Annotated in this window: 13 protein-coding genes; 7 read left to right on the top strand and 6 right to left on the bottom strand. The window is 60.7% G+C overall.

Features of this window, described 5'->3' with window-relative positions; all coding sequences use genetic code 11:
* Position 1: 1 nt before the first annotated feature.
* The gene (locus EFD56_RS14295) at positions 2–1,204 is read right to left on the bottom strand and encodes an amino acid ABC transporter permease (RefSeq protein ID WP_085742434.1); all 1,203 of its coding nucleotides are present in this window, start codon (positions 1,202–1,204) and stop codon (positions 2–4) included.
* Positions 1,205–1,298: 94 nt separating this feature from the next.
* The gene (locus tag EFD56_RS14290; RefSeq protein ID WP_012483657.1) at positions 1,299–2,324 is read right to left on the bottom strand and encodes an amino acid ABC transporter substrate-binding protein; all 1,026 of its coding nucleotides are present in this window, start codon (positions 2,322–2,324) and stop codon (positions 1,299–1,301) included.
* 353 nt (positions 2,325–2,677) lie between these two features.
* On the opposite strand from EFD56_RS14290, the gene EFD56_RS14285 reads away from it, so the two are divergent.
* Positions 2,678–3,868, top strand: coding sequence for a cystathionine beta-lyase (locus EFD56_RS14285; protein WP_085742435.1), 1,191 nt, complete (start codon positions 2,678–2,680; stop codon positions 3,866–3,868).
* Positions 3,869–3,904: 36 nt separating this feature from the next.
* Here EFD56_RS14285 and EFD56_RS14280 read toward each other — a convergent pair whose 3' ends face one another.
* Together EFD56_RS14280 and EFD56_RS14275 are read right to left on the bottom strand one after the other, a co-directional pair.
* The gene (locus EFD56_RS14280) at positions 3,905–5,053 is read right to left on the bottom strand and encodes an FAD-dependent monooxygenase (RefSeq protein WP_126905579.1); all 1,149 of its coding nucleotides are present in this window, start codon (positions 5,051–5,053) and stop codon (positions 3,905–3,907) included.
* Positions 5,054–5,081: 28 nt separating this feature from the next.
* On the bottom strand, positions 5,082–5,327 hold the full coding sequence (locus EFD56_RS14275) for a zinc-finger domain-containing protein (RefSeq protein ID WP_010024961.1): 246 nt from the start codon (positions 5,325–5,327) through the stop codon (positions 5,082–5,084).
* Between the two features lie 158 nt (positions 5,328–5,485).
* Between EFD56_RS14275 and EFD56_RS14270 the strand changes: the two genes are divergently transcribed.
* From EFD56_RS14270 to clpA, 6 genes are all read left to right on the top strand, one after another.
* Positions 5,486–6,271 carry an alpha/beta fold hydrolase gene (locus EFD56_RS14270; RefSeq protein ID WP_126905578.1) on the top strand — a complete coding sequence of 262 codons (786 nt, stop codon included), beginning with the start codon at positions 5,486–5,488 and terminating at the stop codon, positions 6,269–6,271.
* Between the two features lie 128 nt (positions 6,272–6,399).
* Positions 6,400–7,233, top strand: a complete 834-nt coding sequence (cysE, locus tag EFD56_RS14265) for a serine O-acetyltransferase (protein WP_004675925.1) — start codon at positions 6,400–6,402, stop codon at positions 7,231–7,233.
* A gap of 139 nt (positions 7,234–7,372) precedes the next feature.
* The gene (locus tag EFD56_RS14260; RefSeq protein ID WP_010021897.1) at positions 7,373–7,576 is read left to right on the top strand and encodes a DUF3126 family protein; all 204 of its coding nucleotides are present in this window, start codon (positions 7,373–7,375) and stop codon (positions 7,574–7,576) included.
* A 273-nt stretch (positions 7,577–7,849) separates the two neighbouring features.
* Positions 7,850–8,221, top strand: a complete 372-nt coding sequence (locus EFD56_RS14255) for a phasin family protein (RefSeq protein ID WP_010021895.1) — start codon at positions 7,850–7,852, stop codon at positions 8,219–8,221.
* Between the two features lie 276 nt (positions 8,222–8,497).
* Positions 8,498–8,851 (top strand): ATP-dependent Clp protease adapter ClpS, encoded by a 354-nt coding sequence (clpS, locus tag EFD56_RS14250; protein WP_012483661.1) that lies wholly within the window; start codon positions 8,498–8,500, stop codon positions 8,849–8,851.
* A 10-nt stretch (positions 8,852–8,861) separates the two neighbouring features.
* Positions 8,862–11,351 carry an ATP-dependent Clp protease ATP-binding subunit ClpA gene (clpA, locus tag EFD56_RS14245; protein ID WP_126905577.1) on the top strand — a complete coding sequence of 830 codons (2,490 nt, stop codon included), beginning with the start codon at positions 8,862–8,864 and terminating at the stop codon, positions 11,349–11,351.
* 76 nt (positions 11,352–11,427) lie between these two features.
* Here clpA and EFD56_RS14240 read toward each other — a convergent pair whose 3' ends face one another.
* Entirely contained in the window at positions 11,428–11,859 is a 432-nt protein-coding gene (locus EFD56_RS14240; protein ID WP_126905576.1) for an HIT family protein, read from the bottom strand.
* 58 nt (positions 11,860–11,917) lie between these two features.
* Positions 11,918–13,108, bottom strand: coding sequence for a GNAT family N-acetyltransferase (locus EFD56_RS14235; protein ID WP_126905575.1), 1,191 nt, complete (start codon positions 13,106–13,108; stop codon positions 11,918–11,920).
* Between the last annotated feature and the right edge of the window lie 19 nt (positions 13,109–13,127).

The following is a 13,127-nucleotide window of genomic DNA, read 5'->3' as shown; positions in this document are numbered from 1 at the left end:
CTTACCTCTCCACCAGCGCCATCTTGGCATTGAACCAGTTCATCAAAAGCGAGGTCACGATACTGAGACTGAGGTAAACGACCATCCAGATGAGGATCACCTCGACAGCCTGACCGGTCTGGTTGAGTGTCGTGCTGCCGACGGCGACGAGATCGGCAAAGCCGATGGCAATCGCCAGCGACGAGTTCTTTGTCAGATTGAGATACTGACTGCTCAACGGTGGAATGATGATGCGGAAGGCCTGCGGAATGACGACCAGACGGGTGATCGACGAGGGGTGAAGCCCCAGCGCGCCTGCCGCTTCCGTCTGTCCCTTCGGCACACCACGGATGCCCGCACGGACAATCTCGGCGATGAAGGCAGCGGTGTAGAACGATAGTGCCAGGAACAGCGACATGAACTCAGGCCCGACGACGGAGCCGCCGGTGAGATTGAATTTGCCGGCAATCGGATAATCGAAGGAAAGCGGTGCCCCTGCGACCAGAAAGGCGATTAGCGGCAGACCGATCAGCAGGCCGATCGAAGCCCAGATCGTATGGAACTGCTGACCTGTGGCCGCCTGCCGGCGATGGGCCCATCGGGCCGTGGCGATGGCGGCGACAATCGCGACCACGAAGGCGACGCCGACAAGCCAGAAAGTGTCGCCGAAAATCGGCTTGGGAAAGGAAAGGCCACGGTTGTTCAGATACGCCCCGAGTGGCAGATGAAGCGACTCGCGCGCATTCGGCAGGACCGCCAGAACGCCCGAATACCAGAAGAAAATCACGAGCAGCGGCGGGATATTGCGGAAGACTTCGACATAAACCGTGCATAGCTTGGCAATCAGCCAGTTGTGCGACAGGCGGCCGATGCCAATGATGAAGCCGATGATGGTGGCGGTGATGATGCCGGTGACCGCGATCAGGATCGTATTCAGAAGACCGACAACCAGCGCCCGGCCGTAGGTCGAATCGCTTGAATAGGCGATCAGCGACTGACCGACCTCGAAGCCGGCGCGGCCGTTCAGAAAGCCGAAGCCCGACGCGATGTTGGCGCGCGCCAGGTTGACGGCAGTGTTGTGTGCGACCCACCAGACGAAGACGACCAGCAGCACGATGGTGAGAACTTGGAAGAAAATGCCCCGAATTGTCGGGTCGTAGAGGGCGGACTGGAAGCTCCAGCCGCTCCTGGATAAACGTGTTGAATCCAAAGCCTGATGCGTCATGCTTGGCCAATTCCCCATTATGCTCCTTTTCGGAGCTTTTTTATTGGAGGAGGAAAGGCGGTTGCCCGCCTTTCCGGCTTTCCTGCGCGGCCGGTTAGCGAACCGGCGGAGCGTACTGGATGCCGCCCTTGTTCCACAGGGCGTTGAGGCCGCGAGCAATCTTGAGCGGGCTGCCCTGGCCGATATTGCGCTCGAAGACTTCGCCGTAATTGCCGACATTTTTGACGATATTGTAGGCCCATTCGTTGGTCAGGCCCAGATCGGTGCCGATCTTGGTGTCGGCCTCGACGCCGAGGAAGCGCTTGATGTCGGGGTTCGGCGAATTCTTCATGTCGTCGACATTCGCCTGCGTGATGCCGAACTCTTCAGCATTGATCATGGCATAGCCGACCCAGCTGACGATGTCGAACCACTGGTCGTCACCCTGGCGAACAGCCGGCGCCAGCGGCTCCTTGGAGATGATTTCCGGAAGGATCGCATGCTCGTCGGGGTTCTTCAGCGTCAGACGCAGCGAATAGAGGCCGGACTGGTCGGTCGTGTAGACGTCGCAGCGGCCGGCATCATACGCGGCGTTAACCTCGTCCAGCTTTTCGAAGACGACGGGATTGTACTGAAGGTTGTTGGCCTTGAAGTAGTCGGCGAGGTTGAGCTCGGTGGTTGTGCCGGACTGGACGCAGACCGATGCGCCGGAGAGCTCGAGCGCCGACTTCACGTTGAGGCTCTTGCGGACCATGAAGCCCTGGCCGTCATAATAGTTGACGAAGCGGAAGTTCAGGCCGAGAGCGGTGTCGCGATTGATCGACCAGGTCGTGTTGCGGGCCAGAACGTCGATTTCACCGGACTGAAGCGCCGGGAAGCGGTTGGCGGCGCTGAGGGGGGTGAATTTCACCTTCGTCGGGTCGCCGAAAACGGCGGAAGCGACGGCCTTGCAGAAATCGACGTCGAAACCGGCCCAATTGCCGGAAGCGTCGGGTGCGGCAAAGCCGGCCAGGCCGGTATTGACGCCGCATTGTACGAAACCCTTCGCCTTGACGTCACCGAGAGTGGTGGCCGAGGCTGCCGGTGCGCCAAGTGCCAAAACCGCTGCGCCGATGGCGGCGGACAGGAGCTTATTCTTCATTTTCCCAACCTTTTCCGTTGTCTTATCTTTATTTGTGGGGAGTGCGTGTCCGAACGTTGCGTCCGCCTCCCCAATTGTCTCGACACCCTCCCGGCGCGAGTGGGTCTATCACAGTCGCAAATGTCACCATGGTCAAGTGTCGCCATCAATAATTGCGGCAAAATTCAGAATTTTGGTCAATTGCGCCGCATTCATGGGCGGCTGGTCACGAAATGGGCGTCGGATTGCGGAAAAATAACGCGAAAATCATACTTTTCGATGTGATCCGACGCCGATCCCAAGGGGTTGACCGGAGGCGGCGGGGCGTCCAAAAGTCTCGTTTTCGCGTCCCCTCGCCAAAGGCTATTCCCGACATGAAAGACAAAAACAGCTTGCTGCAGAACGTCGGCATCAACACCCGCCTGAGCCATATCGGCAATGATCCCTTCGACTATCACGGCTTTGTCAATCCGCCGGTCGTGCATGCTTCGACGGTGCTGTTTCCGAATGCGCGGACGATGGAGACACGTTCGCAGAAATACACCTATGGCACCCGCGGCACGCCGACCACGGATGCACTCTGCGAGGCGATCGACGCGCTCGAAGGGTCGGCCGGCACCATCCTCGTTCCCTCGGGGCTTGCGGCCGTCACCATTCCGTTCCTGGGTTTCGTTGCCGCCGGCGACCATGCTCTCGTCGTCGATTCGGTTTACGGTCCGACCCGTCATTTCTGCGACACGATGCTGAAGCGCCTCGGCGTCGAGGTGGAATATTACGACCCGTCGATCGGCGCGGGCATCGAAGCGCTGTTCCGGCCGAACACGAAGATCGTGCACACCGAGGCTCCCGGCTCCAACACCTTCGAGATGCAGGATATTCCGGCGATCTCGGCGGTTGCCCACCGCCACGGCGCCGTCGTCATGATGGACAATACCTGGGCGACGCCGCTGTATTTCCGGCCGCTCGACCATGGCGTCGATATCTCCATCCACGCGGCGACGAAATATCCGTCCGGCCATTCCGACATTCTGCTCGGAACGGTGTCGGCCAATGCCGAGCATTGGGAGCGCCTGAAGGAGGCGAACGGGGTGCTCGGCATCTGCGGCGCACCCGATGACGCCTACCAGATCCTGCGCGGATTGCGCACCATGGGTCTGCGCCTGGAGCGTCATTATGAAAGCGCGCTTGCTATCGCCGAATGGCTGGAGGGCAGGGAGGATGTCGCGCGCGTGTTGCATCCGGCGCTGCCGAGCTTCCCCTCCCATCATCTCTGGAAGCGCGATTTCAAGGGGGCCAGCGGCATCTTTTCCTTCGTGCTTGCCGCCAATGGTCCCGAGCAGTCCAGGGCAAAGGCGCATGCCTTCCTCGATGCGCTGCGGATCTTCGGCCTCGGCTATTCCTGGGGCGGCTTCGAAAGCCTCGCTTTGCACGCCTATCTCAACGACCGCAAGGTCGCCAAGGCCCCGACCGACGGTGCGGTCATCCGCCTGCAGATCGGCATCGAAGATGTGGCCGACCTCAAGACCGATATCGAACGCGGGTTTGCGGCGGCAAGCGCCGTCTGAGGGCGGGCGTGGAGCGCCGCCGTCGGTTGCGGCGCTCTATGGCTGCGTGGCGCGATAGCCGTAGATCCAGTCGAGATCCGCCGCCAGGCTTTGCGGCGGCTTCAGCCCGAGCACGAGATCGCGGCCGATCCGGATCGGCCCTCTCGCATGATAGGCAAACTTGTTGAAGGCGCCGCGCTGGCGAAGCTTGGCAATGCGCGGCACGCGATGGCTTTCGAAGAGCGCCAGCGCTTCGACGACGGGACGATCCGAAAGAAACGCGGCAAGTTCATAGGCGTCTTCGATCGCCATCGCCGCTCCCTGGGCGGCAAAGGGCATCATCGCGTGAGCAGCGTCGCCGATCAGAACCGACCTGCCGTCCTGCCACGCGCCCGAGGTGGTTTCGAACAGCGGCCAGAAGGTCAGCTTCCGCTGCCTTTCGAGCAGCGAGACGATCGCCGTGTTCCAGCCGGCAAAACGTGACCGCAGCTGTGCGCGTTGTTCTGCCGTCGGTTCGCTTTGCCAGGCCTGCGGCGCAATGTTGCCGGCGGTGATTGCCACCATGTTGAAGCTGCCGGACTCCTTCAGCGGATAGCTGACCAGATGCGCCGACCCGCCGAGGAAAGCGGAAACGCTTGTCCGATCCAGGAAATCCGACGCTTCATCTTCGGCAATGGTGAAGCGATAGGCGATATTGCCGGAAAAACGCGGCGAGGGGCTGCCCGCAATAGATTGCCGCAGCTTCGACCAGACGCCGTCGGCGCCGATCACGACATCGGCCGGCCGTTCCGCAGGCGGCGGACCTGCTTCCATACGCATGCCGAGGCGAAGCCGGCAGAGCGGATCGGCTTTGACCGCGGCAAGCAGCGCTTCCTGCAAGGTGGTGCGGTGCAGGACGCCATAGGGCGCGCCCCAGCGCTGCCGCGCGAATTCGCCGGTGGGCACTGCCGCAAGCTGGCGCAGCGAACTGCCCGAAATCAGTCGGATGCTCTCCGGTTCGAGCCAGATCCTCGAAAGCCCGTCCAGGATGCCGAGGTCGGCAAGAATGCGGGAGGCATTCGGCGAAAGCTGCAATCCGGCGCCGACTTCGGTAAGTTCGTCCGCCTGCTCGAAAATCTCCGAGCTGATGCCCCGGCGCGAAAGCGACAGCGCAGCCGTCAGCCCCGCAATTCCGGCACCGATGATGACGGCATGTTCGACCGGCATTGCCTGTCCGATCCGGATTCTGGTCGGGTTACGCCGCCTTCACATGGAAAACGCAGCCGGCCGGATTGGTCTGGCTGGGCTTGAGGGAGGAATTGAAGCGATAGAGCGTCGAGCAGTAGGAGCAGACTTTCTCGTTGTCGTCGCCCATGTCGATGAAGATGTGCGGATGATCGAAGGGAACCGAAGCGCCCGTGCACATGAATTCCTTGACGCCGACTTCGATGACGCGATGACCGCCGTCGTTCTGGAAGTGAGGAATGTTGTGGCCGGCCATGTCGCTCTCCGAATGCTTTGAAAGGTGCGCGGACCTTATAAGCCTTCGCCGTAAATGTGTAGAGCCAAAGCGCCGCGGCAAGCACAGTTTTCAGCCACGGTTTTTGGCTTCACGCTGGCAGGCGGCTCGATTATGGTCGCGCCAAAAAGGAAGACCCGATGAACCTGAACACGCCCGCATTTTCGAGCTTCACTCATGACGGATTGCAGCTCGCCTTTTTCGACGAAGGCGATCCCTCCGGTGTGCCGGTCCTGTTGATTCACGGCTTTGCCTCGACGGCAAATGTCAACTGGGTGAATCCGGGGTGGCTGAAGACGCTCGGCGATGCCGGCTACCGGGTGATTGCCATCGACAATCGCGGCCATGGCGCGAGCGACAAGCCGCATGATGCCGAAGCCTATCGTCCATGGGTCATGGCCGCCGATGCGATCGCCTTGCTCGACCATCTCGGCATCGCCGAAGCCAATCTCATGGGTTATTCGATGGGCGCGCGCATTTCCGTCTTTGCCGCGCTCGCCAATCCCCATCGCGTCCGCTCGCTGGTGCTCGGCGGTCTCGGCATCGGCATGACCGACGGTGTCGGCGACTGGGACCCGATTGCCGATGCGCTGCTGGCTCCGTCGCTGGACGTCGTCGCGCATGAGCGCGGCCGCATGTTCCGCGCCTTCGCCGAACAGACAAAGAGCGATCGCACTGCGCTCGCGGCCTGCATTCGCGGCTCCCGCGATCTCGTCGCCCGCTCGGACATGGCCAAACTCGATATGCCGGCGCTGATCGGCGTCGGCACCAAGGACGATATCGCCGGTTCGCCGCAGCAGCTGGCGGCACTGATGCCCGAGGCCGAGGCGCTGGATATTCCCGGCCGCGATCATATGCTCGCCGTCGGCGACAAGATTTTCAAGCAGGCGGTGCTGGCCTTCTACGCAAGGGTCGCCGCGGGCTGACATCATCGTGATGTCGTTAAACCATGCTAAAAAACCATGGTGACGGCACCCATTTATGTTATGGGCGTTTTCCACTATATACTGGCATTGCGAAGACGGCATTCCTGTTGGTAACGAGGAGAGCGGCGATGGTCGCCAAGACAGACATTCGTGCTTTTGAGACAGGCCATCCGCTGAAAGTGATGGATCCCATCTGGGACAGCCTGCGCGAGGAAGCCCGCACTGCCGCCGAAACGGACCCGGTTCTCGCCGCCTTTCTCTATTCGACTGTGATCAATCACCGTTCGCTCGAGGAATGCGTCATTCACCGCATCTGCGAACGCCTCGATCACCCCGACATGCAGGCGATCCTCCTGCGCCAGACCTTCGAGGAAATGCTCGCCGACTGGCCGGAATGGAGCTCGATCCTGCGCGTCGATATCCAGGCGGTCTATGACCGCGATCCCGCTTGCCTGCGCTTCATGGAGGCGGTGCTCTATTTCAAAGGTTTCCATGCGCTGCAGACGCATCGTCTGGCCCACTGGCTGCTGAACCGCGGCCGGCGTGACTTCGCGCTCTATCTGCAGAGCCGCTCCTCCAGCGTCTTCCAGACCGACATCAATCCGGCCGCCCGTATCGGCAAGGGCATCTTCCTCGATCATGCCACTGGCCTCGTGATCGGCGAAACGGCCGTTGTCGGCGACAATGTCTCGATCCTACATGGCGTCACGCTCGGCGGCACCGGCAAGGAGGGGGCCGACCGCCATCCGAAGATCGGCAGCGGCGTCATGATCGGCGCCGGCGCGAAGATCCTCGGCAACATTGAGATCGGCTTCTGCTCGCGGGTCGCCGCCGGCTCCGTCGTGCTCAAGGCCGTGCCGCCGAAAAAGACCGTTGCCGGCGTGCCGGCCAAGGTCGTCGGCGAGGCCGGTTGTTCCGAGCCGTCACGCAACATGGACCAGGTGATCGGCGCCGATATCTGAGCGCCTGTTGGAAAAAGGATAGGAAAAGCCGGCGGGAACCGAGCGGGGACAGCCACTGCCCAAGCGGCAGCCCGCCTTTACACCGCTGCTTTTCCTGTGCAAGAAGCGGCCAATCAAGACCGCTTACGGAGATGACAGAGTGAAGCCTGAAGAAATCAAGAAGCTCGACGCCTATTTCAAGCGCATGTTCAACCCGCAGATCATCGTCAAGGCGCGTCCGCGCAAGAACGATTCCGCGGAAGTCTATCTCGGCGAAGAATTTCTGGGCGTCGTCTATATCGATGACGAGGACGGCGACCGCTCCTACAACTTTTCGATGGCGATCCTCGACGTCGATCTTTGATCGCGTTCGAAAAGTTTCAACAGGACCGGGCGGTGCAATCCGCCCGGTTTTTTTGTTTTTTCGCTGCTCAAACAAAATTTTTTTGAAATCTGCGGTTGCGGTCATCTGATATATATTAGCAAAATCAGTTAAAGACGTACGTGCCCCGGCGCGCGGCCTTTGTTTTATTATTGTCATGCAACCTTAAGGTTGTTTTGCATCGCACAAGACTACTTGACTCTTTGTGCGTTGCAGCTACCCTGCCGCCATCCCACAGCCCAACGGAGGACGGTCATGTTCAACTTTGACGATGCAAACAAGAAGAGCAAGGAAGCCGTCGATACGGCGCTGAGAACCTATTCCGATACGGCGAGGGGCTTTCAGGCAATCGCTGCCGAAGCTGCTGAATATTCGAAGAAGTCCTTTCAGGATGCGGTGACGCATTTCGAAACGCTGGCCGGCGCCAAGAGCTTCGAGGCCGTATTCGAACTGCAGACCAGCTACGTCAAGTCCAGCTATGAAAGCTTCGTTTCCGAAGCCACCAAGCTCGGCGAAATGTACGCCGATCTCGCCAAGTCCGCCTACAAGCCCTACGAGGCTCCGATCGCCGCTGCCGTCGCCAAGACGGGCAGGCAGGTGCCGCCGGCAACGCCTGCTGCCGCATGAGTTGATTGCAACGGCGCAACCTGCGCGACATATTGAAATACCGAGGCCGGCTGCGCATCTGTAGCCGGTCTTTTTTTGTTTCCACTTTCGCCACAGCGTCCGCTTGGATCGGCCGGGGACTTTTTTAGTCTTTCCCGTGCATGCCGGTATTTCTTGATTGCAGTGTCTGACAGGGGGCTTAAAATCGGCCTATTATGAACTAAGTTAGTGTTTCAGATATTCGGTGGGAAAAGCACCCTCCCATGCTCCGCCGGATTGATTGAGGAATGAATGACAATGATCGCAAAGCCGATCCGGATGCAGAACAACGGCGAAAGGAACGGGGACAACGGAAATCGCGGAACCTCGGTCATCACGCGCACGAAGCCGAAGACCAAGAAGCCCAACCTCTATCGCGTGCTGCTTTTGAATGACGACTACACACCCATGGAATTCGTCATTCATATTCTGGAGCGTTTTTTTCAGAAGGATCGTGAAAGTGCCACCCGCATCATGCTCCATGTCCACAATCACGGCGTCGGCGAATGCGGAATATTCACATACGAGGTAGCGGAAACGAAGGTCAGCCAGGTGATGGACTTCGCCCGGCAGCACCAGCATCCGCTGCAATGCGTCATGGAAAAGAAGTGAGGATCTGAACGTGCCAACATTTTCGCCTAGTTTAGAGAAGGCGCTCCATCAGGCACTGACCTTTGCCAACGAGCGGCATCACGAATATGCGACGCTCGAGCATCTGCTGCTCGCCCTGATCGACGATGCCGATGCGGCCGCGGTCATGGGTGCATGCAATGTCGATCTCGACGCGCTGCGCAAGACGCTCGTCGAATATGTCGATAATGAACTGTCCAACCTGATCACTGGATATGACGAGGATTCGAAGCCGACCTCCGGCTTCCAGCGTGTCATCCAGCGCGCCGTCATCCATGTGCAGTCGTCCGGCCGCGAGGAAGTGACCGGCGCCAACGTGCTCGTCGCGATTTTCGCCGAGCGCGAGAGCCATGCCGCCTATTTCCTGCAGGAGCAGGAGATGACCCGCTACGACGCCGTCAACTACATCTCTCACGGCATTGGCAAGCGGCCTGGCGCTTCCGAGGCCCGCCCTCCGCGCGGCGCCGAAGAGGAAGCCGAGAGCAAGCCGACGGCACGTGGCGGCGAGGAAGAAGGCGGCCCCAAGAAGCAGCAGGACGCGCTGAAGGCCTATTGCGTCAATCTCAACGAGAAGGCCAAGGGCGGCAAGATCGATCCGCTGATCGGCCGTCACGCCGAGGTGAGCCGCACCATCCAGATCCTGTGCCGCCGTTCGAAGAACAATCCGCTTTATGTCGGTGATCCCGGCGTCGGCAAGACGGCGATCGCCGAAGGCCTCGCCAAGCGCATCGTCGAGGGCAAGGTTCCCGAAGCGCTCGCCGATGCGACGATCTTCTCGCTCGACATGGGCACGCTGCTTGCCGGCACGCGCTACCGCGGCGATTTCGAGGAGCGCCTGAAGCAGGTCGTCAAGGAACTGGAAGAATATCCGGGTGCCGTGCTGTTCATCGACGAGATCCACACGGTGATCGGCGCCGGCGCTACCTCGGGCGGGGCGATGGACGCATCGAACCTTTTGAAGCCGGCGCTGTCCTCCGGCGCGATCCGCTGCATCGGCTCGACCACCTACAAGGAATATCGCCAGTTCTTCGAAAAGGACCGGGCGCTGGTGCGTCGTTTCCAGAAGATCGACGTCAGCGAGCCGTCGATCAACGATGCAATCGAGATCATGAAGGGCCTGAAGCCCTATTTCGAAGAGTATCATCACCTGCGTTATTCCAACGACGCCATCAAATCGGCCGTCGAACTCTCGGCCCGCTACATCTCCGACCGCAAACTGCCGGACAAGGCGATCGACGTGATCGACGAAACCGGTGCGGCCCAGATGCTGCTGCCGCCGTCGAAGCGCCGCAAGCTGATCACCGAAAAAGAGATCGAGGCGACGATCGCGACGATGGCGCGCATTCCGCCGAAGACCGTCTCCAAGGATGACGAAGCGGTGCTTGCCAATCTCGAGCAGGAACTGCGTTCGGTCGTCTACGGCCAGGATATCGCCATCGAAGCCCTGTCGACCTCGATCAAGCTGGCGCGCGCCGGCCTTCGCGAGCCGAACAAGCCGATCGGCGCCTATGTCTTCTCCGGCCCGACCGGCGTCGGCAAGACCGAGGTGGCAAAGCAGCTGGCCTCGTCGCTCGGCGTCGAGCTGCTGCGCTTCGACATGTCGGAATATATGGAGCGGCACACGGTGTCGCGCCTGCTCGGCGCACCTCCCGGCTATGTCGGCTTCGACCAGGGCGGCCTCTTGACCGATGGCGTCGACCAGCACCCGCATTGCGTGGTCCTGCTCGACGAAATCGAGAAGGCGCATCCCGACATCTACAATATCCTGCTGCAGGTCATGGACCACGGCACGCTGACTGACCATAACGGCAAGAAGATCGACTTCCGCAACGTCATCCTGATCATGACGACGAATGCGGGCGCGTCCGAAATGGCCAAGGCGGCGATCGGCTTCGGCTCGTCCAAGCGGACCGGCGAGGACGAGGAGGCGCTCACCCGTCTGTTCACGCCGGAGTTCCGCAACCGTCTCGACGCGATCATCCCCTTCGCGGCGCTGCCGACGGCGGTCATCCACAAGGTCGTGCAGAAGTTCATCATGCAGCTGGAGGCCCAGCTTTCCGAACGGAACGTCACCTTCGACCTGCACGAGGACGCGATCGCCTGGCTTGCCGAAAAGGGTTACGACGAGAAGATGGGCGCCCGCCCGCTTGCCCGCGTCATCCAGGACACGATCAAGAAGCCGCTGGCCAACGAAATCCTCTTCGGCAAGCTGAAGAAGGGCGGCGTCGTCAATGTCACCGTCGGCCCGAAGGAAGACGGCAAGCCCGGCATCTTGCTGGAAGCCATACCGGATACGGCACCGATCAAACCGAAGCCGGAAGCCGAGGTCGTGCATCCCGAAGCCGATGATGAGGACGACGGCGAACTGAAGACGAAGACGGCCCGCAAGACCCGTGCCAAGACGGTGCCGCGGGCCGAGCCTGAAGTTCGCGACGCGCCGAAGAAGGGAAGCACGGTTCCGAAGGTTCCGCGCAAAAAGTGAGATCTGGTCACTGAAAAGGAGAAAGGCCGCGTCACTGCGGCCTTTTTTCGTTTCGGTTGAAATCGGCGGAATCGAGTTACGCCAGCGCCGCCCTGATCTTCTCGGCATTGGCTGCCAGTACCGCGCCATCTTCCATCTTGCCGGAATGCGGCTTCAGCGCCACGCCCTCATGGCGGGGGATGACGTGGAAATGCAGATGGAACACCGTCTGCCCGGCGGCCGGTTCGTTGAACTGGGCGATGAATACACCATCGGCATCGAAGACCTCGTCCAGCGCCTTGGCGACCTTCTGAACGACGGTGATGGCATGGGCGAGGGTGGCGGGATCGGCATCGAGAATATTGCGGGAAGCCGCCTTCGGAACGACGAGCACATGGCCCGGCGCCTGCGGCATCACATCCATGAAGGCGACCGTATGCTGATCCTCATAGATGCGGTGCGAGGGAATTTCGCCGCGCAGGATCTTGGCGAAGATGTTGTTGTCGTCATAGGCGGCCTGGCTGGTCATCGCGAAATCTCCTCTTCATGCAGTCGTTGATCGGGGTAACGCGGCCGGCAGGGCGGCGTCAATCCTCCTGCTGGCGCTCGCCCTTGCGGAAGGGGCTGTGCTCGGCCAGCAGCTCGCTCATCTGTTCGACATCAGCGCGCTCGCGGGCGAGATAATCGCCGATCGCCCGGCGAAGGCCGGCATGGGCGACGTAATGGGCCGAATGCGTCGTCACCGGCAGATAGCCGCGGGCGAGCTTGTGTTCGCCCTGGGCTCCGGCCTCGACACGCTTCAACCCTTTCGAAAGGGCAAAATCGATCGCCTGATGATAGCAGACCTCGAAATGCAGGAAGGGATGATCCTCGATGCAGCCCCAGTGACGGCCGTAGAGCGTATCGCCGCCGATGAAGTTGATCGCGCCGGCGACATAGCGCCCGTCGCGCTTGGCCATGACGAGCAGGATGTCGTCGGCCATGCGCTCGCCGATCAGCGAGTAGAATTTGCGGGTAAGGTAGGGCCGGCCCCATTTGCGCCCGCCGGTATCCATGTAGAAATTGAAGAACTGATCCCAGATGCGTTCCGTCAGGTCGCGGCCGGTCAGCCAGTCGATGCTGATGCCGTTTTCGACTGCGGCCCGGCGCTCCTTGCGCAAAGCCTTGCGTTTGCGCGAAGCGAGCGTTTCGAGGAATTCCTCGTGATTGGCATAGCCGTCATTGATGAAATGGAACTGCTGGTCGGTGCGGTGTAGATAGCCGTCCATCTCGAAGACGCCGATCTCTTCATCAGGCACGAAGGTGACATGGGCCGAGGAGACGCCGAGCCGGCGCACGACCTCCTTCAGGCTTTCGGCGATCGCGCTCTGGATCGGCAGCCGCTGTAGCCCCTCGGCGACGAGAAGCCGCGGACCCGTCGCCGGAGTGAATGGGATAGAGCATTGAAGTTTGGGATAGTAGCGCCCGCCGGCCCGCTCAAAGGCGTCGGCCCAGCCATGGTCGAAGACATATTCGCCCTGGCTGTGGTTCTTGAGGTAACCGGGCAGGGCGCCGATCAGCTCGCCGCGATCGGTCTCGAGCAGCAGGTGATGGCCGAGCCAGCCGGTCTCGGCGGCGGCCGAACCGGATTCTTCCAGCGACGACAAAAAGGCGTGCGAGACGAAGGGATTGTAAGCGATCGCAGTGCCGCTCTTCGATGCCCCGGAAAGCCTGGACCAGCTCTCCGGGGATATCGCTGTGAAGGAGCGTTCTACGCGAATGGTGAGGTCATCGTTCATGGGGCAAATGCGAAGCCTG

Origin of the sequence: Rhizobium phaseoli (genome assembly GCF_003985125.1) — a bacterium.
Lineage (GTDB): Bacteria > Pseudomonadota > Alphaproteobacteria > Rhizobiales > Rhizobiaceae > Rhizobium > Rhizobium phaseoli.
The sequence above is the reverse complement of the archived record's forward strand: the minus strand, read 5'-3'. Positions and strand labels throughout refer to the sequence as shown.